At 56.5% G+C, this 21,352-nt stretch carries 20 protein-coding genes; 8 read left to right on the forward strand and 12 right to left on the reverse strand.

The features are described from left to right. Positions 1-7 precede the first annotated feature (7 nt). Positions 8-1,540, forward strand: coding sequence for a zinc-dependent metalloprotease (locus tag QP442_RS08235; RefSeq protein ID WP_103632403.1), 1,533 nt, complete (start codon positions 8-10; stop codon positions 1,538-1,540). A 140-nt stretch (positions 1,541-1,680) separates the two neighbouring features. Then, complete coding sequence (locus tag QP442_RS08240; RefSeq protein WP_103632402.1) at positions 1,681-2,589, forward strand: hypothetical protein; 909 nt, start codon at positions 1,681-1,683, stop codon at positions 2,587-2,589. A gap of 15 nt (positions 2,590-2,604) precedes the next feature. Here the strand turns inward: QP442_RS08240 and QP442_RS08245 are convergent, their stop codons facing one another. Together QP442_RS08245 and nudC are read right to left on the reverse strand one after the other, a co-directional pair. Beyond that, complete coding sequence (locus tag QP442_RS08245) at positions 2,605-4,641, reverse strand: ATP-dependent DNA helicase UvrD2 (protein ID WP_103632401.1); 2,037 nt, start codon at positions 4,639-4,641, stop codon at positions 2,605-2,607. Between the two features lie 40 nt (positions 4,642-4,681). Beyond that, on the reverse strand, positions 4,682-5,689 hold the full coding sequence (nudC, locus tag QP442_RS08250; RefSeq protein WP_103632400.1) for an NAD(+) diphosphatase: 1,008 nt from the start codon (positions 5,687-5,689) through the stop codon (positions 4,682-4,684). A gap of 55 nt (positions 5,690-5,744) precedes the next feature. Here nudC and rph point away from each other — a divergent pair, with 55 nt between their 5' ends. Both rph and rdgB read left to right on the forward strand, forming a co-directional pair. Continuing rightward, the gene (gene rph, locus QP442_RS08255) at positions 5,745-6,512 is read left to right on the forward strand and encodes a ribonuclease PH (protein ID WP_103632399.1); all 768 of its coding nucleotides are present in this window, start codon (positions 5,745-5,747) and stop codon (positions 6,510-6,512) included. Next, on the forward strand, positions 6,512-7,135 hold the full coding sequence (gene rdgB / locus QP442_RS08260) for an RdgB/HAM1 family non-canonical purine NTP pyrophosphatase (RefSeq protein WP_103632398.1): 624 nt from the start codon (positions 6,512-6,514) through the stop codon (positions 7,133-7,135). Before rph ends, rdgB begins: the two co-directional genes overlap by 1 nt. Before the next feature lie 123 nt (positions 7,136-7,258). Here rdgB and QP442_RS08265 read toward each other — a convergent pair whose 3' ends face one another. After that, positions 7,259-7,387 carry a hypothetical protein gene (locus QP442_RS08265; RefSeq protein WP_006681843.1) on the reverse strand — a complete coding sequence of 43 codons (129 nt, stop codon included), beginning with the start codon at positions 7,385-7,387 and terminating at the stop codon, positions 7,259-7,261. A gap of 140 nt (positions 7,388-7,527) precedes the next feature. On the opposite strand from QP442_RS08265, the gene QP442_RS08270 reads away from it, so the two are divergent. After that, positions 7,528-8,460: a LysR family transcriptional regulator gene (locus QP442_RS08270; RefSeq protein WP_103632397.1), complete on the forward strand. Its 933-nt coding sequence runs from the start codon at positions 7,528-7,530 to the stop codon at positions 8,458-8,460. A gap of 18 nt (positions 8,461-8,478) precedes the next feature. Here the strand turns inward: QP442_RS08270 and QP442_RS08275 are convergent, their stop codons facing one another. Genes QP442_RS08275 through clpS form a run of 4 tightly spaced genes read right to left on the reverse strand, consistent with a single transcriptional unit; the run spans position 8,479 to position 10,987 of the window. Next, positions 8,479-9,285 carry an MBL fold metallo-hydrolase gene (locus QP442_RS08275; RefSeq protein ID WP_006681845.1) on the reverse strand — a complete coding sequence of 269 codons (807 nt, stop codon included), beginning with the start codon at positions 9,283-9,285 and terminating at the stop codon, positions 8,479-8,481. Next, on the reverse strand, positions 9,282-10,118 hold the full coding sequence (murI, locus tag QP442_RS08280; protein WP_006681846.1) for a glutamate racemase: 837 nt from the start codon (positions 10,116-10,118) through the stop codon (positions 9,282-9,284). Before murI ends, QP442_RS08275 begins: the two co-directional genes overlap by 4 nt. Before the next feature lie 9 nt (positions 10,119-10,127). Next, complete coding sequence (locus QP442_RS08285) at positions 10,128-10,703, reverse strand: DUF2017 family protein (RefSeq protein ID WP_006681847.1); 576 nt, start codon at positions 10,701-10,703, stop codon at positions 10,128-10,130. Next, positions 10,700-10,987, reverse strand: a complete 288-nt coding sequence (clpS, locus tag QP442_RS08290) for an ATP-dependent Clp protease adapter ClpS (protein WP_006681848.1) — start codon at positions 10,985-10,987, stop codon at positions 10,700-10,702. Before clpS ends, QP442_RS08285 begins: the two co-directional genes overlap by 4 nt. 81 nt (positions 10,988-11,068) lie before the next feature. Here clpS and QP442_RS08295 point away from each other — a divergent pair, with 81 nt between their 5' ends. Beyond that, the gene (locus QP442_RS08295) at positions 11,069-12,409 is read left to right on the forward strand and encodes a nicotinate phosphoribosyltransferase (protein ID WP_006681849.1); all 1,341 of its coding nucleotides are present in this window, start codon (positions 11,069-11,071) and stop codon (positions 12,407-12,409) included. 90 nt (positions 12,410-12,499) lie between these two features. Here the strand turns inward: QP442_RS08295 and QP442_RS08300 are convergent, their stop codons facing one another. The 3 genes from QP442_RS08300 to QP442_RS08310 form a co-directional block, all read right to left on the reverse strand. Then, the gene (locus QP442_RS08300) at positions 12,500-14,275 is read right to left on the reverse strand and encodes a DEAD/DEAH box helicase (RefSeq protein ID WP_424133820.1); all 1,776 of its coding nucleotides are present in this window, start codon (positions 14,273-14,275) and stop codon (positions 12,500-12,502) included. A 35-nt stretch (positions 14,276-14,310) separates the two neighbouring features. Continuing rightward, positions 14,311-14,643, reverse strand: coding sequence for a DUF3039 domain-containing protein (locus QP442_RS08305; RefSeq protein WP_040318748.1), 333 nt, complete (start codon positions 14,641-14,643; stop codon positions 14,311-14,313). 195 nt (positions 14,644-14,838) lie between these two features. Then, positions 14,839-15,120 (reverse strand): HU family DNA-binding protein, encoded by a 282-nt coding sequence (locus QP442_RS08310; RefSeq protein WP_006681852.1) that lies wholly within the window; start codon positions 15,118-15,120, stop codon positions 14,839-14,841. A gap of 461 nt (positions 15,121-15,581) precedes the next feature. Between QP442_RS08310 and QP442_RS08315 the strand changes: the two genes are divergently transcribed. Next, the gene (locus QP442_RS08315; protein WP_103632396.1) at positions 15,582-17,546 is read left to right on the forward strand and encodes a solute carrier family 23 protein; all 1,965 of its coding nucleotides are present in this window, start codon (positions 15,582-15,584) and stop codon (positions 17,544-17,546) included. A 331-nt stretch (positions 17,547-17,877) separates the two neighbouring features. Here the strand turns inward: QP442_RS08315 and QP442_RS08320 are convergent, their stop codons facing one another. Further along, positions 17,878-18,843, reverse strand: coding sequence for a bile acid:sodium symporter family protein (locus QP442_RS08320; protein ID WP_103632421.1), 966 nt, complete (start codon positions 18,841-18,843; stop codon positions 17,878-17,880). 207 nt (positions 18,844-19,050) lie between these two features. On the opposite strand from QP442_RS08320, the gene QP442_RS08325 reads away from it, so the two are divergent. Further along, positions 19,051-19,875, forward strand: a complete 825-nt coding sequence (locus tag QP442_RS08325) for a YwiC-like family protein (protein WP_141089623.1) — start codon at positions 19,051-19,053, stop codon at positions 19,873-19,875. 541 nt (positions 19,876-20,416) lie between these two features. On the opposite strand, the gene QP442_RS08330 is transcribed toward QP442_RS08325, so the two are convergent. Then, positions 20,417-21,352, reverse strand: a 936-nt coding sequence (locus QP442_RS08330) for an InlB B-repeat-containing protein (RefSeq protein WP_285069771.1), incomplete at its 5' end; no start/stop codon positions are given.

Genomic DNA, 21,352 nt, shown 5'->3' on the forward strand with positions numbered 1-21,352 from the left:
TCGCAGTATGAACGAGGACGAAACGTTCCCCCAGGACAATCCATTCGAAGACTTTCTGCGCAATATGCTCGGTGCCAACGCAGCGGAAGAAGCAATGCGGGCGTTGAACGCACAAGGGTTCGATCCTTCAATGTTGCCCCCGGAGGTTCAGAATCCAAACACTTTGAACGCCGCATTGAAGCAGATGCAGTTCTTTATGAATACGTCCACTGGTCCCGTTGATTGGCGAATCGTGAATGATTCTGCACGGCAACAGATCTACTCCGCGGGCGATCCAGCTGTGAGTGCAGCCCAGGCGGGGCGCGCACGTCAAGCGTTGAGCGTTGCTGACTTGTGGCTTGATACTGTCACCGATTTTGCCCCCGGACAGGTCGAGCGCGCGGCGTGGAGTCGCATTGAGTGGACCGAGGTCACCCTTGAGCAGTGGAAACGAATCTGCGAACCAATTGCGCTGAATGTTTCTCGTGCGCTCACGTCTGTGATTGAAAACCAGATGGGCGGGATCTCAGGTGATCCTTCGCTTCTTTCTGAGGGCTTTGCCTCTATGGCAAGCCAAATGAAGAGCCTGACTCCGAAGCTGGCGACAATGATGTTTTCTTCCCAGCTTGGAATGGCACTGACCGCGCTTGCGCGCGAAACGTTCGGCACGAATGACGTGGGTATTCCCCTCTTGACGAAGCCGACAACTGGTCTGGTGGTGTCGAACGTTGAGGATTTCGCAGACGGGCTGGATATTCCTTTCGAAGAGGTTCTACAGTTCGTTGCTGTTCGTGAGTGCGCTCATCGTCGTCTTTTTGCTTCAGTTCCGTGGCTTGAGGGCGATCTGATGCGAGCCGTCGAAAACTACGCGACTCATATCGAGATCGACATGGAAGCTCTTTCTGACGTTGCCCGCACGTTGGATCCGACGGATCAGCAGTCGATCGAGGAAGCCCTGTCGGGTGGCGTGTTTGCGATGAATATTTCGCCCGAGCAGAAGCGTAGTTTGGAGCGTCTTGAAACGATGCTTGCGCTGATCGAAGGCTGGGTTGAAGTTGTGACGGCTCAAGCGACCGCCCCGTATCTTCCTCACGCCGATCAGTTGCGCGAAATGATCCGTCGTCGTCGCGCTACCGGCGGCCCAGCCGAGCAGGTGCTGGGTCAGTTGATCGGATTGCAGATGCGTCCGCGTCGTGCACGAGGCGCCGCATCGATCTTCGGTCTTGTCGCAGCCGATGGTGGGAGGGAAGCTCGCGACAACCTCTGGTCACATCCTGACATGGTGCCGACGCAGGCAGAGCTTGATTCTCCCGACACCTTCTTGACGATCCGCCAGGCGGCTCGTGAACAGGACGCGGATATCGATGCTGCTCTCAATGCCCTGTTGGACGGCACGATGGGGTGGGCTGAAGGGCTTTCTCCGGAGAGTGATCCCGAGAGTGAAACGTTGGCGCGGGCAGGATTTGCTCCGGACGATCAGGCCGAGGATCAGTTCAATGATTCTGCTGACGGTTCTGAAGACAAGGATTCTGATCCTTCTTCGGGGGATACTCAGGCCTAACGATGAAGCCCCTCGTCACCTCCGCGCTGATGCTTGTGGATAACTTTTTCGCGCGAGCACGCTCGGCCTGTGGATAAACGCTGAGCCGGGTTGAAGGCTGGCATACTCATCGCCATCGAGTTCTCACGAAGAGGTGTGCGATGAAGTTGAAGCCCGGTGTCACGGTGTTGAGGGTTGGGGATCATTCGGTCCAGGTTGGAACAGATCACGGTCACCACATGGTCCTTCGTGGCCTGCATGATCGTCAGATCAATGCCTTGATCGCGTGCAGTCATCATTCTGTGTCTTTGGATGCCGATCAAGATGATCCTTTGCCGAGCACTTTGCCGATTCGTCTTCGGATGCGCCTGCAACACGCTGGATTCTTAGAAGATGTCACTCTGCCCCAACACCTCGCGTTGACGTTCACCGTCTTCGATGACGTATCCGCGCGAGTTTTGGATCTGGTGAAAAATGACTTCTATCTTGAGGTCATTCCTCTGCAACCACGTCGGGTTGATGACCGGATTGCCAGGGTGATTGGTGAAGGCTTTCTAGGGTTGCCACTGAAACGGTCACTATCAAATCGCTATGACTTACTCCCCCGCTATGTACCTCATACTCATGGTCAAAATGAGGCTTTAACGATTGTGTCCTCTCAGCGGTTTCCCGCGTTCGAAGACTCCTGGATGCTCGTGAAAGAAGATATCCCCCACCTTCTGGTCACTGAACTGGAAGACGGCTATGACGTCGGGCCTCTTGTCATCCCAGGACTCAGTGCGTGTGGAGCATGTTTACTCTCCCAAGAAAACGCTAGAGATCCTGATTTTCTTGATCACCGTAAGACAGCGATGCGGACACCATTGGTTGCTCCCACCCCTCTTGCCACCCATGGCGCAGCCTGGTCGATTGCCAGGTTTATCCAGACTTTTATGGGGAATGATCACCTGATGGCATCAAGCATTCACCATATTGATGCTCACGGTGGCTTCTCGATACGACAAGCTGTACCTGAAGCGAACTGCGGGTGTAAGGAGAACAGTCTAAGCGAGCGTACTTCCGATCGATAGTACGAAGAGAACGTATTAAAGAAGATCGTCCTTAGTCACTTCAACTGTTTCGCCGTCCAGGATCGCTAAAACGGATGATCCGAACGCATCTGCTTTGATCTCGCCGATTCCGGAAATTCCAAGAAGCTCACGATGGTTCTTCGGACGCCTTGTCGCAAGCTCACGAAGCGTGACATCCGAAAAAACCGTATAGGGAGGCTTACCAGCGAGCTTTGCAACATCACTTCGCCACGAGCGGAGGGCTTCGAAAAGATCGAGGGTCTCTTTCGACGCTGTTGCTTGGAACTCGCGTGTCGCTTGCTTCGATGATGATGCGTGAGCGTGAGCGGGCTTCTTCGTCTTTATCGAGGGGCTCTGCGGCCACACGCTGTTCAGCAGACGACTACGTTTACGCTTCGAACGATCCCCATCACGCCGGCTTCGCGCCCACGACACTTCAAGAATGTCCCGCGCACGAGTGATACCAACGTAGAGAAGGCGACGTTCTTCTTCGATTGCTTCGGGGGTCTGAGCGTAGGAAATAGGGAGCAGACCTTCGCTGAGCCCCGGCATAAAAACAGCTGACCATTCCAGCCCCTTCGCCGAGTGAAGAGTCATGACTTCCACGCCCTCTTTATTTGGCTCTTCTGCTACCTTGCGCTTGTGTGTGAGCTCTTCAATGAACCCAGCAAGATCCGGAGCAGATGAATCAGTAGCCAATGCGATCAGCGTATTGAGGTTATTCCAGCGTTCAAGCGCATTTGCTCCATTGGGAGCTTGAGGCGTCCAGCCGATGGCTCCCAAGTGTTCTTCTATGTGGTCGCGCAGAGAGCCAGGGGAATCCTGGCCAGACTTCGACACCGCGATCAGATGGCTGACTGCACGGCGAACTGATTCTCTATCAAAGAATGGGGTCTGGTCTTGAAGAGCAATCGGGATCTGACGCGCTGAAAACACTTCTTCGTAGAGTTCGGATTGAGCGTTGATACGAAGGAGGACAGCGATATCGTGGGCAGGTGTTCCACGATGTATGAGCTCTTGAATCTTCGACGCGATGGCTTCAGCTTCTTCCCTATCTGACGAATAGCTTGCGAATTCAACATGCGCACCCGAAGGTCGTTGAGAGCTGAGCGTGACAGCGCCACTGGTTTTTCCTGCCCCCAGCATGACCGAGTTAGCGACATCAACAATTTGAGGGGTCGACCGATAATCTCTGGTCAGTTCAAGGACGTGCGCGCCCTTGAATTTCTTTGGGAAATCGACAAGAAATGATGATTGAGCACCTGCAAATGAATAAATTGTCTGGGCAACATCGCCAACGACACACACGTCGTGACGATCACCGATCCATAGATCCAACAACGACTGTTGCAGGCGTGACACATCCTGGAATTCATCAACCACGAAGTTCTGGTACTGATTACGCACTTGCCTAGCAACGTCAGGACGATCCTGCATGATGGCGGCCATCAAAATAAGGACGTCTTCAAAATCGATCGCACCACGTTCGCGCTTAGCGTCCTCATACAGGCGAAGTATCGTTGCCATCTCATCAGCGCTTAAGCCATCTGGAACAGGGTGTCCGTCGCGCACTACTTCGCCGTAGCGCTCTGCGTTAACCATCGACACTTTCGCCCATTCAATTTCGGCAACAACATCGCGGAATTCAACATTTCCCTGCGCTATTCCAAGGCGGGACATCACGGGATAAACAAGCGATGATTTACTGGGGATGAGCTCTGGAATCTGACCACCAATTGCTGTTGGCCAGAAGAATTTCAGCTGACTGAGTGCAGCCGAATGGAAGGTTCGAGCAGGAACTCCGGGAACGCCAAGCTGGGTAAGTCTTTGCCCCATTTCAAAAGCAGCGCGACGCGTGAACGTCACTGCAAGAACCGAATGTGGCGTGAACGCACCCGTTGCCACACCGTACGCAATGCGATAGGTGATCGCACGCGTTTTCCCTGTCCCTGCGCCAGCAAGAACAGCCAATGGCCCTTTCACTTGCAGGGCAACAGCGCGCTGATCCGGGTCAAGCGCGTCAAGAAGAGCATTCGGGTCTGGCAAATTCATAGAACGATTGTCCCACTGACCATGGAGAAACCAATGTGCATCATGGGCGCCGAAGCGGGTCAAGCGAGCTTGGGCTCTCAGGCAAGTCGCTTCCGTACCAATCCGCAAGCAGGGCATACGCAATGGATGTTGGGCCCGGCGCACTCACTTCACCGCTGTGAAGAGCATCGCGCAATTCACTCCGGCTAAAGAACCGCGCCCATTCGATCTCTTCCCCATCGGGAATCGGCACAACCGGTGTTCCAACAGCTACTCGCGCGGTGTACCCAATCATCTGCGAACGAGGGAACGGCCAGGGTTGCGTCGCCTGATATTCAACGCTGGCCACATCCAGACCAACTTCTTCTTTAACTTCGCGAATAACTGCATGTTCAGGCGATTCTCCGGCCTCGACAAAGCCGGCGATCAGAGAACACATTGTGGTGCGCCACGCCGTATTGTGCGCAAGCAACACACGATCCTCATCATCGTGGATGCGCACGATAACTGCCGGGTCCTGTCGCGGATATTCCACGTGCCCACACCCGGAACACTCCGTCGCCCAGCCACTCAGAATCGAGCGAACAGGCTTCCCACAACGAGCGCAGAAACGGTAGGAGGCATGCCAAGTAGCAAGAGACACACCCACTATCGCAACCCCAGAATCCGAAGCACTCAACATATGCCCGCCCCATCGCAGGTGAACCCACTGCACGCCCGGAAGCTCAGCGTCATTGTCAAGGCAGAGCACAATCTGCCCCGCCCCATCATCAGTGGCACCGACGAAATAGGCGGGGGCGGCCTCGTCGATCAGAGAGAGGGCGACCGGGGTGGAAATCGTTGCCAACTCAATCTCTGCACAGGCATCGCGAACTGGAATAACGCCGATCGCGCCATTTGGCTTTACTACAACTGCGCGGACGGACGACAGCCCTGCGCGATCCTCTTCACTCACCCCTGCACCCAAAGCCTTTACGCCGCGTTCAAGGAGCGCGCGTGGGCTGACATTCTCACGCACGGAAACCAGGGCGCGAGGAGTTAGCCGGACAAGGGGAAGGTGAAGTGTCATACCTCAACGCTAACCCTCCTGGGGTTCGCTTCGCGAAGTGAACTAGGCTGGAGGCATGACTCATGATGTATCTCGCGCCGATGGGCGCTCATTCGACCAGCTCCGTCCCATTTCCATGACCCGCGGTTGGGCGGGCGTCGGTGAAGGCTCCGTCCTTGTCGAGTTCGGAAATACTCGCGTCCTCTGCGTCGCCTCGCTGACAGAGGGGGTTCCGCGCTGGCGTAAAGGGAGCGGAGAAGGTTGGGTCACCGCCGAATACTCGATGCTGCCACGCGCAACCGCTGAACGCTCACAGCGCGAATCTATCAAGGGCAAGGTCGGTGGACGCACGCAGGAAATCTCACGCCTCATTGGTCGAAGCCTGCGCGCAATCATTGACGTGACAGCTCTGGGCGAAAACACAATTGTCCTCGACTGCGACGTTCTGCGTGCAGACGGTGGCACTCGCACCGCGTCCGTGACCGGAGCCTACGTTGCGCTGGCTGAAGCTGTCCGCTGGGGCACCGAAAAAGGTCTCATCACACCCAAGGCTGGCACGTCCGTGCTGACCGACTCCGTGTCAGCGATCTCCGTTGGCATTATCGACAGCACCCCGATGCTCGACCTCCCCTACGTTGAAGACGTCCGTGCAGAAACTGACATGAACATCGTTCAGACCGGCAACGGCAACTTCATCGAGGTTCAGGGCACTGCCGAGCACGCGCCCTTCAACCGTGATGAACTGGGCGACCTGCTTGACCTGGCAGCGATCGGCAACGCGCAGCTGGCCGATCTGCAACGTCGTTGTTTGACCGCTGGCGAACTTGAGACGGTCACCCTCTGATGACGACCCCCAAACTGGTTTTCGCCACCGGCAACGCCCACAAAATCGCGGAGTTGGAAGCAATTCTGGCCCCCGCATACGCAGGGTACGAGGCCGGGATCATTGCCAAGATGAGTGACTTTGATGCGCCCGAACCGGTAGAAGACGGTGCCTCTTTCGAAGAAAACTCTCTGATCAAAGCTCGTTCTTTGGTGAAGCTGACCGGGTTGCCGGCGATCGCGGACGATTCCGGTTTGTGCGTTGACATTCTGGGTGGAGCGCCCGGCATTTTCTCTGCTCGCTGGTGTGGCCACCACGGTGACGATGCAGCAAACCTCGATTTGCTCCTTGCTCAGTTGGCCGATGTGCCTGATGCGCTACGAGGTGCCGCATTCGTCTCTGCTGCTGTATTGGTTCTGCCTGACGGGCGCGAGTTCGTTCAGCGCGGAGAGGTTCGTGGTACTTTGCTTCACGAGCGCCGTGGTAGTGGCGGATTTGGCTACGACCCGATCTTCGTTGCCGATGGCTTTAACGTGACGACAGCGGAAATGACGCCCCAGCAGAAGAATGCGATCAGCCATCGAGGCATTGCATTCCGCGCCCTCACTGGCGCGGTTGTCGACGCGCTCCAACAGAGCCAGTGATCTCAATTCATCCTTGTTTCAGTAAGCAGGCATGACAAGAGAGGCGATGCCACCGGTGGCATCGCCTCTCTTATCTATTAAGTTGTCACGCTAGCGAGAGCGGTGTTTATCACCAAGCCGGATTCAGCGGGCGACCAGATTGCCGTAAATCGGGCGATCCATGCAGAACTGCAGTTCATCACGCTGCTGTCTGCGATAGCGAGTGACATAGGAACGGAAGCGGTCTAGCTGACGACGGACCAATGACATCATGACGTTTCTCCATTCAACTCTGTGTCGTATGCCTCACTGTTCACGACTCGATACATATAAGTATGCACGCCACTCACATACAGTTCAATTGAACTATTCTTTTTTGTAATTTAAGTTTTACTTAAGCAATAGGAGCTCCGATGCATCTCGATCCAAAACGACTCCAAGTTCTTCTTGAAGTTCACCGAGAAGGTGGAATCGTCGCCGCGTCAGACTACCTGGGGGTCTCTGCATCAGCGGTGTCACAACAAATCAAAAAACTCGAGGAAGAAGTCGGTCTGGACCTCGTCGATCGCAACCCAGCCGGCGCTCTTCTTACCCCCGCAGGGCGCATTCTTGTCAACGGCGCCGAACGCATCGAGAATGACCTTAACGACATTGCCCGAAATCTTCGCCCCATCGCCGGACACCTGACCGGTGTCGTACACATCGGCGCTTTTCACACGGTTATTCGTAACGTCCTCCTCCCCCTCACCTCCCAGCTGGAACAAGAGCTTCCCGGCGTCGAAATCCACATCGATGAATCCGGCGAAGGCCCGGGCATGACGAAGATGCGTTCAGGCAAGTTCGACCTGCTCATGCTGGAACGTGACACCGCCCCCGGCAACGCGCCACGCGGCTTCACCGATGTCCAATTTATCGACGAACCCTGGGTACTGGTCAGCCCCTCCAACGCCCCGCTAGTGGGATCCGAACGCGACCTTGCCGACGTCCAATGGCTCCGGGTCGCACCGGACACGATCGGCGCACTCCCCATGCAACGTGTGGCAGCTGCAACGTCACACATCCACTGGGTGCCCTACTCGTACATCAACTACGAGGCGGCGCACGCCCTTGTTCGCGCCGGTAAAGGCTCAACGATCATGCCCTACATGGCTATCCAAGGAATTGCACTGGGAGGTATGCGTGTCACAACTCTGCCAGCACTGGGCTTCAGGCGCATTTTGGTGCGTCACCGCAACGGAGAAGATTCACCGAACACTGCAACCGGCCAGGTCCTTGCTGCCCTCTTCCAGTGGGTTGCAACCCACCACAATGACTGGCGTGGCAACACATACGAGACCACTCAGTAGCAGTCCCAGCGATGAGCGCTACGTGTCACCCACCACGAACGAAGATCCAAGGCAGGCGAAATCAACGGGACCAGACCAGGTCTGACGCAGTTCAGCAAGCACCTGTTCAGTTTCTGTCCACGGTTGAATGTGCGTCGCAACCAGTCGACCAACATGTGCTCGCGTCGCAAAGCTACCTGCGCGCACCCCATCCATGTGGATTCCACGAACTGAATCTTCACGAGTGAAACCAACTTCACTCAGAAGAAGATCCACATTCATAGCTCCAGCATCGATACGAGGGCTTTCATCCGTATCGCCGGTAAAGAACATCGACACCGCGGTCGACGGATCTGACTGACTCGGCCCCTCAATGCGCGTTCCGAACGAGGGAATTGTGTGGATACCCTTGAACGATGTCAGAGTCATCGGACCAATCTGATAGGACTGGCCATCTTCAACGGTTCGAATATTGAATTCGTTCGCATACAGCTCTTCTTCGACGACGCCGTCGATCTGGCGGATACGTTCCAACAGACCTTCGGGACCGACAACCATCAGCGGAGGCAAATCAGAGCCGGGGCCCCACTTGCGGTACACCTGTAGCGAGATGATGTCAGCCATATGGTCAGCGTGGCAGTGCGAAAGGACCACCGCATCAATATCGCGGGGGCTAATCCAACGCCAGAGAGCACCGAAAGAACCGGGGCCCATCTCGAGAACCACGTTCCACACGCGATCCTCACCGGTGCTCGGATCAACGCCGTTCGCTTGAACCAAGTAGCACGAGGCCGGAGACTTCGGACCGGACATGGAACCGGTGCACCCGATCGTTGTCAGTTTCATTGGGCACTGGCTCCTGACGCAATCGAGATTTCTTGCACGTTGCCAACTTCGGGGCCAAGAAAACGTCGGGCCAGACGTGGGAACGTATCGCCGGAGTCGGTTGTCATGAACTGGTGATGGGGACCGTCACCTTCCGCCCATGGTTCATGTAAGAGATCGCGGTCGGTCAGTTCGTTGTACGTCACGTTGGCAGTCGCTTCTGACGAGGTCACAAGGGACACTCCTTCGCCCATGACACGGCCGATAACGCCGGTCAACAACGGGTAGTGCGTGCATCCCAGGATAAGAGTGTCGACGCCATCGTCCTTGAGTGGCTGAAGATACTCGCGCGCGACAGCTTCCAGTTCAACTCCGGTTGTCACACCACGCTCAACAAAGGGAACAAAATCAGGGCACGCCTGCTGTGAGACATGGAGACCTGGAACGGCCGCAAGCGCGTTTCGATATGCTTCCGACTGGATGGTTGCCTGCGTACCAATCACGCCAATACGACGATTCCTCGTGGTCGCGACAGCCTGCTTGGCGGCCGGAGTGATGACCTCAATGACGGGGATATGCGCGTCAATCCAGTAGCGTTCGCGCGCATCTGAAAGGGCTGCAGCCGTTGCCGTATTACAGGCGATCACCAGCGCTTTCACACCACGGAAAGCGAGTTCATCCAAGCATTCCAATGTGAAGCGACGCGCTTCTGCAATTGCACGAGGCCCGTAGGGGGTGTGGGCGGTGTCGCCGAGGTAGAGGATTTCCTCGTCCGGCAATTTATCAATGACGGCACGCGCGACGGTCAGGCCACCGAGGCCAGAATCAAAAATACCGATAGGCGCGTTATCCATGCTTTGACCCTAGTTGCTACCGCCTTGGGAATTCAGGGCTAACACCAGTGAGTCTTGCCACCAGGTAAGGAGCATGTAGATAGCGCTTGCCGACTGCTGACGGGTCCCATTCGGTTTTTCGCTTGCAATCTTCGCGATTTGCTCCACGTCATCATCGGAAGCGATCTGAAGTTCACCGGCAAGTCCGAGACGAACATCATTAAGCGCACCAAGCCAATCCCAGACCTCGTCAGCATCGAAACTGACTTCTTGAATACCGAGGGCTTCGGCGCGCTCAATATGCGCGCACACTTTACGCAGTCGAGCAGACTTTTCTGCCCGCAAAAAATCTTCCGTCAGCGCACGCAAACCCGTTGCGTCCTGAGGGTCAGAGCTCATCGCTGGAAGTAAATAGTCCAGGGAGTGTTCTTCTGGAGCCTCGCGATGATTCTCCAACGAGGTTGCCGCCGCAACGAACGCTGGCATATCCCCTGGATCATCAAGGACAACAAGAATCTCACGCATCAGCTGCGCAATCAACGTCGAATACGGGGGGTGCAATTCGGCGCTGAAAGCGCCGGCCTCGTATACAAAAGGACCAATCACGAGTCAAGTTCCAACGTCGCGTGCAAACCGTACCCGTGCATCGCCACAACATCGGCTTCCATGCGTTCGCGAAGTCCCGTAGATACGGTTGCTTTGCCGAGCACGTGGACCTCACGCATCAGGGAATCAGCGCGATCGTGCGAATAGCCGAAGTGACGGACAAACACGTTGGTCACATACGACATCAGATTGACCGGGTCGTCCCAAACGACAGTACGCCACTGCGCGAGCCCAGCTAAGGTGGGGGCAGGGCGTTCAAGTGGCGTCGATGAAGTCGTTGGCATGTTTCAAGCCTAAGCAACGATTTCGTACCATGGTGTGGTTTCAACACGCGAACTTGTGGTATATCGCGCTAGGTTTGTCATATGCCCTCATCAATTTCAACGTCACTGCTGACGGACATGTATGAACTGACCATGTTTGATGCTGCTTTGAAAGCCGGCACCGCATGGCGCACATCCACTTTCGAGGTTTTCGGGCGTCGTCTTCCCGCAACCCGACGCTTCGGTGTTGTCGCAGGTATTGGTCGCATTCTCGAAGCGCTCGAACGCTTCGAATTCGAGCCCGCTCAGATCGATTGGCTTCACGCCGAGAAAATCGTCTCCGATGACGCACTTGATTATCTGAAGAATTTCCACTTCACCGGTTCGATTCGTGGCTACGCCGAAGGCGAATGCTATTTCCCAGGCTCTCCTCTGCTGACCGTCGAGGGAACCTTCGCCGAGTGCACGATGCTCGAGACGCTTCTTCTGTCGATCCTGAACCATGACTGCGCGATCGCGTCGGCCGCGTCACGTATGACAATCGCCGCCCACGGTCGCCCGTGCATGGATATGGGAGCTCGACGAGGCCACGAACGAGCCGCTGTTTCCGCAGCGCGCGCAGCAATCATCGGCGGCTTTGCTGGAACCAGCGATCTGGAAGCAGCCAAGCGCTACGGAATCCGCGCGATTGGCACCGCAGCCCACTCTTTCACACTCCTGCACGATTCGGAACGCGAAGCATTCGACGCTCAGATTGCACTGCTTGGCCCATCGACGACACTGCTCGTTGACACCTACGACGTCGAACAGGGCGTCATCAACGCTGTTGAGGCCGCACGCGCTGCCGGCGGTGAACTAGGCGCCGTTCGTTTGGACTCTGGCGACCTTGTTGCCACCGCCTTCAAGGTTCGCGGTCAGCTTGATGCTCTCGGTGCAACGACCACGAAGATCACGGTCACCAACGATCTGGATGAGTACGCTATCGCAGCCCTAGGCGCCGCGCCGATCGACTCCTATGGGGTTGGAACGAAGCTGGTCACCGGTTCGGGCGTGCCCACAGCGGCCCTCGTGTACAAACTCGTGTCCCGCGAAGACGAGAACGGCAATCCGAAACCTGTTGCGAAGAAATCGGAATCCAAGTCGACGGTCGGTGGCAAGAAGTTCGCTGGTCGTGTCATCGACGAAGACGGATACGCAGCCGAAGAGATCCTGGTTGTCACCGATTCTGAAGCCGATGCGAAGGCTGAACTTGCCAAGCGGGGCGCACGCGAACTTCAAATTCCGCTGATCACTAACGGCACAATCGATTCTTCCCTCTGGGGAGACGACGCATTAGAGAAAGCACAAGCAACGCACGTGCGCTCGCGTAACGAACTTCCCTATCAGGCCTGGCGCCTGTCCGAGGGCGAGGTCGCGATCCCGACACGCTATGTGAAGCTCTGAATCGCTGAGAGACGCGACGGCGCTCGCGCACCTTGGGTGCAGGAGCGCCACGTTGTATCAGCTCATCATTCACATTCAGCTGCGTCAGGCCTAGTGTTTTCCAACGAACCACTGACGAAGCAAAGCAATGCGCGCTTCAATCTGTTCCGTGGTTGCACGGGCGATCTCTGGGCCGCCACAGCGTTGACGCAGCTGAGCGTGAACCATCGCGTGCGGTTCGCCGCTACGACGCGACCAGGACGAGACCAGGTGTGAGAGTTCCTTACGCTTTGCGGCGCGGAGACGGTGGTCTGAGACTCCAGCGTTCGCCTCACGCATCTTCGCTGCGATCTTCGACTTCTTTTGAGCTGCAACCTGTTCAGCTTGGCGCGCCCTCAAAAGAGTAGTCACTTGATCTGCATCAAGCAGGCCGGGAATCCCCAAGTATTCCTGTTCTTCGACTGAACCAACCTGAGCGCCTTGCCCCCAGGCAGCACCGTCGAAGAGCACGCCATCAAACTCTGCGTCTGCACCCAAGGCCTCGTACTGATTGAGCAAATCCGACGATGCTGACTCACTCACATTTGCCTGGGCGACCATGGCGTCTTCAGGATTCCACATGGCGTCTTCGTCATCAGCTGACTTCGGACGGTCAAGCGCGTGGTCGCGTTCAGCTTCCATCTGTGAAGCAAGCTCCAGCAGTGGAACGACCGAAGGAACGAAGACTGTCGCTGTCTCACCGCGTTTGCGGGCACGGACAAAACGTCCAACGGCCTGGGCAAAGAACAGCGGGGTGGACGTGTTTGTCGCGTAGACGCCCACCGATAGACGAGGCACATCCACGCCTTCCGACACCATTCGGACGGCAACCATCCAACGGTCATCCGATTCTCGGAACGCATCAATGCGATCCGAGGCGTCAGCATCGTCGGACAGGACGATCGTCGCCTTCTTACCCGTGATCTCGTACAGATGACGCGCATAGGCCCGCGCCTGCGTCTGATTAGAGGCGATCACCAGACCACCGGCATCAGGGATCTGACGACGCACTTCTGCAAGACGCAGATCGGCGGCACGAAGAACGGCAGGAATCCACTCACCCTTCGGATCAAGAGCCGTGCGCCAGGCCTGCTTCATCATGTCTTTCGTCAGAGGTTCACCCAGGCGAGCGCTCATTTCATCGCCGGTCGAGGTACGCCATGACATCTGACCCGAATAGGACATGAACAGGACCGGGCGAACAACCATGTCTCGCAGAGCATCGCCGTAGCCGTAGCTGTAGTCGGCGTGAGAGCGACGAATACCATCGGCATCTTCCACGTAGCGAACAAACGGGATCGGCGACGTATCAGAGCGGAAAGGAGTGCCTGTCAGAGCAAGACGGCGCGTTGCATCGCCGAACGCTTGGCGCACACCGTCACCCCACGACAGCGAGTCACCAGCGTGGTGGATCTCGTCCAAGATGACGAGGGTCCGATAGTCGCGTGTACGCATTTCATGGACCGCAGGATTAGCGCCGACCTGCGCATACGTAACGGCAACACCATCAAAATGCGAGCCCGCACGGCCCTGAGCATTCGTAAACGACGGGTCAATATGAATACCGACTCGCGCAGCAGCATCGGCCCACTGGCCTTTCAAATGTTCAGTCGGGCAGACGACGGTGACCTTATCGACGATGCCCTGCCCCATCAGCTCCACAGCAATACGGAGAGCAAAGGTCGTTTTACCCGCACCGGGAGTTGCAACCGCAAGGAAGTCACGCGGTGCCTCAGCCATGTATTGCTCAAGAGCAGCTGCCTGCCATGCGCGAAGTGAACCCGCTGTTCCTCTTCTGGCACGCGCAGGAAACGAGGGAGACAGCGAGCGAGCGGCAGCAGGTGAGATGCGGGATGGATAGAGATGACGATCCTTGGAGGAGCTCACTTATCCGAGCCACCATTCCCGTCTGAGAACGGCCAGTTCCGTCCGTTCTTCCCCATCGAGTCACGAAGTTCCTTGCATGTCGGACACACCGGGTAGCGTGAAGCATCACGCGTCGGAATCCAGACTTTGCCGCATAAGGCAACGACAGGCTGTCCCGTCATCATTGATGAATCAGCTTTATCCCTACGCACGAAGTGCGCGAATCGATCGCCATCGCCGGGAGCCTTTTCGCGTTCAACCTCAGTTCGTTCAAGCAAGCCGGTCGACGATTGAGTCGAGGGAGCAGAGGGCGACGAGGGCCCTTGGGGTTCATTGAGGGAGTTACGCATGCCTCCCATTGTAGGACCGCTAGCGCGGTCTCTCTTGGTGAGAAAGTGAGCTGAACGCGAAAGAAAACCGCTTCATTCAGCAACAAAACAGGCGCTAGGGGCAAAGGAAGAGGAAAAGGCAGAGAAGTTTCACACACGAGTGCGGGGCGGAAACCAGTGGTTTCCGCCCCGCACTCGAAGAGTTTGATCAGATGATCACTTGGCAACAGCCTTCTTCAGGGTGGAGCCAGCGGAGAGCTTCACGCCGAAGCCAGCCGGGATCTGAATCTCTTCGCCCGTGCGCGGGTTGCGACCGGTGCGTGCTGCACGCTCGACGCGCTCTACGGAGAACAGGCCGGTGATCTTCACGGCTTCACCCTTACCAAGGGACTCAACCAGGACGTCCTGGAAAGCGCCAAGAGCTGCATCTGCTTCGACCTTGGTCAGGTTTGCGCGCTCTGCGATCTGCGCAACGAGCTCGGTGCGATTGATGGGCATGAGAACCTCATTCCTATTGTTACTATCAGCTGTCACGGCGACAGCCACTGGGGAAACAGTACGAAAAAACTGAGCCATTTGTCAGTTCGTTACGGCATTTTTCGCAATTTATGGCTTATTTCTCGCATTTTGGATCCCCATAGAGCATGAGCGACCACCTAAAAAGCCATTTTTATTGACTTGGGTCACATTTCTTTGGTTACCTTTGCTGATAGAACAAAGTAATCAAACGAGGTTCGAATAACTCAACAGGTCTTTCAAAGCCATGAACGAAAGACCACATCATCACGCACACACAACCACGTGTCCAGCGCACCAAGGGGATAGCTTACTCCCTTGTTTCCCCTCCTCGAACACTCGTCCAAACCGGGTGCGAGATAGGCCACGCGATGCAGGAAACACCCGCGCGCGAGAGGAAGATTGGAAGAGCCCAACAACCTCTTAGAGTTCCAGGAGAATCCATGGCTCTCGGACGAAATGAAACGGCTACCGAAACCGGCAAGACCGTTCATCCCGTTGACCAAGTCCCATCCTTTGGCAAACTTTCAGTTCTTGGCATTCAGCACGTGTTGGCTTTCTACGCTGGCGCCGTCGTTGTTCCTCTTGTTATCGCATCCGGTCTCGGCCTCGATAACGAAACCCTGATCCACCTGATCAACGCCGACCTGTTCACCTGCGGTATCGCCTCGATCATTCAGTCGGCCGGCCTCGGCCCGAAGATCGGAGTGAGGCTGCCCCTTATCCAGGGCGTCACCTTCACTGCAGTTTCGCCCCTTATCGCAATCGGTATCGCCGCCACTCCAGCCGGTGCCGATCCGAAGACCGGCCTTGCCACCATGTATGGCTCCATCATTGCGGCCGGCCTCGCCACTTTCTTCGTGGCACCTTTCTTCGCGAAACTCCTTCGCTTCTTCCCACCCGTCGTCACCGGCACACTTCTGACCGTCATGGGTATCACGCTCATCTCCGTCTCCGCTGGCGACATCGTGTCGTGGGGCACCTACGCGGCAGAGGGGCAGGACGCTGGCGCACTCACTCTGCGCGGCCTCGCCTACGCATTCGGCACCCTGGTAATCATCGTTGCCATCCAGCGCATCTTTAAAGGCTTTATGTCGACCATCTCGGTCCTCGTCGGCCTGGTTGTCATGACCGCTATCGCATTCGCCCTTGGCGACGCCAACTTCTCTGATATCGGTCAGTCGGCATGGGTTGGCGTGACCACCCCGTTCTTCTTCGGCATTCCGAAGTTCAACATCGCCGCAATCATTTCAATGCTCATCGTCATGGCAGTAACCATGGTTGAAACCACCGGCGATGTTTTCGCAACCGGCGAGGTCGTCGGCAAGCGCATCACGCCGAAGCACGTTGCAAACGCTCTTCGCGCAGATGGTCTATCCACCCTCCTCGGTGGCGTCTTCAACTCGTTCCCCTACACCTGCTTCGCCCAGAACGTCGGTCTGGTTCGACTGACCCGCGTGAAGTCCCGCTGGGTTGTCACTGCAGCCGGCATCATTATGATCATCCTCGGCATCCTGCCGAAGGCTGGCGCAGTGGTTGCCTCGATTCCCGGGCCGGTCATCGGTGGCGCATCTCTGGCCATGTTCGCGAACGTTGCCGTTGTCGGTATCCAGACCTTGTCCAAGGTCGACATGCGCGATCACCGCAATGCCGTCATCGTTTCGACCTCCATTGGTCTGGCCATGCTGGTCACCCTGAAGCCCGATCTTGCATCCCTGATGCCGTCATGGTTGCAGATCATCTTCGGTTCCGGCGTGACCATCGGTGCGCTGATAGCTTTCATTCTGAACCTGCTCTTCTTCCACGTTGGCAAGCAGGATGGCCCGGATGTTGCAATCGTTGACGGTCGTCCCGTGGACCTCGATCAGGTCAATGCGATGGATCGCGAGACCTTCGTTGAAGCCTTCAAGAGCATGTACGACGGTGACGTCTGGCCCGTCGAACGCGCATGGGAGCAGCGTCCGTTCACCGATGCAACCGAGCTCCGTAAGGCATTCGAGGACGAGGTCCTCGGTGCATCTGCTGATGAACAGGAAGCTTTGATCAGCGCCTACGTTGACATCGCCGACTTGGCCTCCAACCAGGATGCCAACGAGCAGGCGCATGCTGACACCGCAGCCCTCGCTCTTGGCGAATTCAACGATGCTGAACTCAAGGAGCTGCAGGCAGCATCGGCTGCCTACCGCGAGAAGTTTAATCGCCCGCTGGTTGTCTGCGTGACCAATCTTGCCGATCGCGAACAGCTGATTGCTTCGGCATGGAAGCGCGTCGAGTCTTCGCAGACGCGTGAAGCACGCTTCGCACTCGGTGAGGTCATCGACATTGCCGACGAGCGTTTCAACATTCTGGTTGCTGATGCGAACCCGATCCGCACCGCGTGGGGTCGCAACTTTGACCAGGTCGACTGACCGATCCTGATTCGTTGAAACTCCGTTGGGGGGCTGGCACACGCCAGCCCCCCCAGCGCTTTTCTCCCCCGAATTGTCAGCGCCTACTCATCCCGGCCTACCTGCACCACGGCCTGAACTCTATCTTCTGGTGCGACGTTATCGGCATCAACGACAGTGGTGACTTCCTCGGGGGCTTTCACACACGATGGGCCCACGGTCTGGTTTTCACACCGGATCGTGGGCCCATTCGTTATGCGCGCAAGGCGCTGAAGTGAAGAAAGGTAGAAGTTCTGCGGGTGCCTCGTCCCCCAACGAGAAACAGAAGGAGCAACTCTGGCGAAACTGTGGATTACTTGTCCAGTGGGCGACGCTGGAAGAACGCCGCCAGCGCGGAGCCGGACACGTTGTGCCAGACAGAGAAGATTGCGCCGGGGACGGCTGCTTCGGGGGTAAAGTACTGGGCACCGAGACCCGCTGCTAGACCGGAGTTCTGCATACCAACTTCGATGGCAGTCGTGCGAGCTGCACGCTCACCGACACCGGTCAGCCGGGCAAAACCGTAGCCGAGGCCCAAGCCAAGCGCATTGTGCACGATGACGACGGCAAGAACCAGCAGGCCACCCGACAGTATGCGCTCAGACGAGGCGCCAACCAACCCGAGGACCGCATAGGAGATGCCAAGGACACTCATCCAGGGCAGGGCGGGAAGAACCGTGGCAACGAAGCGTGGCATCAGGCGATGAACAATCAGGCCAAGGACCACGGGGATGAAGACGATCATCATGATCGACTTTGCCATCGCGGGCGCGTCGACGGGCATGTACTGGCCGGCCAAATACTTGGTCAAAATCGGCGTGACCAGCGGAGAAAGCAGTGTGGAAACGGAGGTCATCGCAACCGACAGGGCAACGTCACCCTTCGCAAGGTAGGCGACGACGTTCGATGCGGTTCCACCGGGCGCACAACCGACAAGGATGACGCCAACTGCGAGCGCCGGATCGAGGTGGAATGCCCAGGTGACGAAGAGTGCGGACAGAGGCATGACGATGAACTGGAGCAGGACACCCATGATGATGGGCCAGGGGCGACGGGCAACAACCGCAAAGTCGGGAAATGTCAGTGTCAGACCCATGCCGAACATGATGACCATCAGCGCGTAGTTCACGCCGGAAACCAGTGGCGCAGCAGCGTCGGGGAAGATCAATCCACCAACAAGTGCGCCAAGGATGATCAGGGGAAATACGGTCACCGCGACCTTTGCGGATCGGTCTTCTTGTGCGCTAGGCGCAGGAGTTTGGGGCGCGGGAGCTGTCATCGTCGGGGTACTCACGCCTCTATTGTGCCCAGATTTGGCGAAAAACTCCTGTTTTCGTCTGCTTTGGTAAGCGACGTCTCGCGGTTGACGAGGTCGGGCTGGCATTATGGACTCCTTTCGGGAAGGGGTCCCGGGCACCGGTTTAACGTGTCTCTTGACGACGCTTTGTCATCTCCATTGCCCGGCATTTTGCCTAGAGTTTGTGTCATGGAACCGAAGAAGATGACACCAAAGAGTGGCGTTAAACGCTCGCTCGGCGCGAAGGGATGGGTTCCCGGTCAGAAGGGGTCGTGGGGAATTGCGTTGCTCCCGCTCCTCTTGGGGTGTTGGCTTGCCGGCTGGCATCCGCTTTTTGCGTTGCTTATCCCCGCATGGTTTAGCGCGTTCGCATTCTTCCAAGTGTTTGAGAAGTGGATGAAGGCGCCGTCTTCTCGTCGTTCTTCCCTTCAACCTGCGTTTATCACGTGGACTGGGCTGACTGCTCTGCTCGGAATTCCGCTTCTGGTTGTGGCGCCTCGACTGCTGGCGTGGGCTCCGTTCTTTGCTCCGCTGGTTGCGCTGACCTTGTGGGGGGTGTCGCGCGGGCATGATCGTGCGATTGCGACCAGGTTCTCGTCGGTTCTTGCGTCAACGTTGATGACACCTGTTGCCGCCAGTCTGTCGCTTGACGTGTATCCGACGAACACTGAGCTTGGTTTTGCTTGGGTTTCCTTTGGCGTGCTCAGCGCCTATTTCATCGCCTGCGTTCCGTATGTGCGTTCACTGATTCGCGGACGCACAAACCCGCGCCCGTGGATTATTGCCGGCGGGGTTCTTCATCTGCTTGCGCTGGTCGGAGTCTGCTGTGCAGTATGGGCGAATCTGCTCGGCTGGAGTTCCATCGTCTTGTGGGTTACTCTGCTGGCCCGATCCCTGATTGTTCCGCTCTGGCAGGCACGACGCGCAAAGCCGATTCCTGTGATCGTTCTTGGGCGCAGTGAGATTGTGTGGTCACTGCTTGTGGTTGCCAGCTTGACCATCCCACTCATCTAGTGCGATTTATCTACCCAAAGCAACGCCGAGGAACCGCATAGCAGTGTGACCTCATCAATTGAACAACTGGAACTGCGCCCAGCTCGCTTCAATCCTGCAAGGCTTGGACTATGACGACCGATGCACGAATTACCGCTTTGATCGAGGGTCTGCTCAAAGGACATCCGGAGAGGCGTGTCGACCCGGCGTGCTCTGGCACACCGATAGGCACTACGAGAGAGCCCAACGATCTGGCGAGCATATCTTCGGGAGTAGCCCCGCTCGACCAGATGCCACACGGCATCATGATGGCGAGCGGGGCTTAGAAGTTTCCTTCCGATAATTCCTTCCAGCTTGCCTTTTCCAGCTCCGCCTGGCGAGGGGCCGTTTGTGGCAAGCGTTCTCCTCACGAAGACGCTGGAGCTCTTTGGCTTCACTCGTGCTCATCGACCCATACGTTGACTACCACAGATTCAACGTTGCTTCGCTGATCCCCAGCTCGTTGATAATCTGCGCCGTCGTCGACTCATATAGGCAGTTTCGGCTACTTTATCTTCGTATTTTAGTGCTTTCTGGTTTTCTTACTACCAGCGATAAGTAATCCGCCAGCCACAAGAATCATCGCTGCAACGTGATACGGCATCCCAGCATATCCAGTTTTCGAGAGCTTCCCGGAATTAGGGGATTTAGACGCTTTAGTGGCGCCATCGCCATTGTTGTTGCTTCCACCATTCGGGTTGTCAACCGGGATCTTCTTCCAGACGGCTTTGATAACGGTATCCTTGTCAGCCTTGATCTTGGTTCCAGGCGCAACCTCTTGGCCATTTACTTCCCAAGCCTTAAATTCCTGGGTGTCATCCGGAGCAGTGAAACCGTTAGGCAACACCGTGTACTCACTACCCTTATCCACGGTCGCGCCATCCATGCTGCCCTTACCACCGTTAGCGTCATAAGAAACCTTCACCGGAATCTTCTTCCAGACAGCTTTGATAACGGTATCCTTGTCAGCCTTGATCGTGGCTCCAGGCGCAACCCTCTCACCATTAACTTCCCAAGTATCAAACTCTTGAGTGTCATCCGGGGCTTTGAAAGAGTTGGGCAACACCGTGTACTCACTACCCTTATCCACGGTTGCAGGTTTCATTTCGCCGTTACCACCATTAGCGTCGTAACTGACCTTCACCTGGATCTTCTTCCAGATAGCTTTCACTTCGGTGTCTTTAGTGACCGTAATCTCGGCGTTCGGCGCAACCTTCTGACCATTAACTTCCCAAGTATCAAACTCTTGAGTGTCATCCGGGGCAGTGAAAGCGTTATCAAGCAGGGTATATTTACTACCCTTATCCACGGTTTTACCAGTCATGGTTCCGCTACCACCGTTAGCGTCATAACTGACCTTCACCGGGATCTTCTTCCAGACGGCTTTGATAACGGTATCCTTGTCAGCCTTGATCTTGGTTCCAGGCGCAACCTTCTGACCATTAACTTCCCAAGTATC

Source organism: Pauljensenia sp. UMB1177, from assembly GCF_030217965.1.
Lineage (GTDB): Bacteria > Actinomycetota > Actinomycetes > Actinomycetales > Actinomycetaceae > Pauljensenia > Pauljensenia turicensis_A.

Bases quoted from the DNA above. Each gene is read 5' to 3' on its own strand.
- QP442_RS08325 (WP_141089623.1), top strand. From the start codon at position 19,051: ATGGAACCGAAGAAGATGACACCAAAGAGTGGCGTTAAACGCTCGCTC.
- nudC (WP_103632400.1), bottom strand. From the start codon at position 5,689: ATGACACTTCACCTTCCCCTTGTCCGGCTAACTCCTCGCGCCCTGGTT.
- QP442_RS08270 (WP_103632397.1), top strand. From the start codon at position 7,528: ATGCATCTCGATCCAAAACGACTCCAAGTTCTTCTTGAAGTTCACCGA.
- murI (WP_006681846.1), bottom strand. From the start codon at position 10,118: ATGGATAACGCGCCTATCGGTATTTTTGATTCTGGCCTCGGTGGCCTG.
- rph (WP_103632399.1), top strand. From the start codon at position 5,745: ATGACTCATGATGTATCTCGCGCCGATGGGCGCTCATTCGACCAGCTC.
- clpS (WP_006681848.1), bottom strand. From the start codon at position 10,987: ATGCCAACGACTTCATCGACGCCACTTGAACGCCCTGCCCCCACCTTA.
- QP442_RS08240 (WP_103632402.1), top strand. From the start codon at position 1,681: ATGAAGTTGAAGCCCGGTGTCACGGTGTTGAGGGTTGGGGATCATTCG.
- QP442_RS08235 (WP_103632403.1), top strand. From the start codon at position 8: ATGAACGAGGACGAAACGTTCCCCCAGGACAATCCATTCGAAGACTTT.
- QP442_RS08295 (WP_006681849.1), top strand. From the start codon at position 11,069: ATGCCCTCATCAATTTCAACGTCACTGCTGACGGACATGTATGAACTG.
- QP442_RS08245 (WP_103632401.1), bottom strand. From the start codon at position 4,641: ATGAATTTGCCAGACCCGAATGCTCTTCTTGACGCGCTTGACCCGGAT.
- rdgB (WP_103632398.1), top strand. From the start codon at position 6,512: ATGACGACCCCCAAACTGGTTTTCGCCACCGGCAACGCCCACAAAATC.
- QP442_RS08315 (WP_103632396.1), top strand. From the start codon at position 15,582: ATGGCTCTCGGACGAAATGAAACGGCTACCGAAACCGGCAAGACCGTT.
- QP442_RS08275 (WP_006681845.1), bottom strand. From the start codon at position 9,285: ATGAAACTGACAACGATCGGGTGCACCGGTTCCATGTCCGGTCCGAAG.
- QP442_RS08305 (WP_040318748.1), bottom strand. From the start codon at position 14,643: ATGCGTAACTCCCTCAATGAACCCCAAGGGCCCTCGTCGCCCTCTGCT.
- QP442_RS08265 (WP_006681843.1), bottom strand. From the start codon at position 7,387: ATGATGTCATTGGTCCGTCGTCAGCTAGACCGCTTCCGTTCCTATGTC.
- QP442_RS08310 (WP_006681852.1), bottom strand. From the start codon at position 15,120: ATGCCCATCAATCGCACCGAGCTCGTTGCGCAGATCGCAGAGCGCGCA.
- QP442_RS08320 (WP_103632421.1), bottom strand. From the start codon at position 18,843: ATGACAGCTCCCGCGCCCCAAACTCCTGCGCCTAGCGCACAAGAAGAC.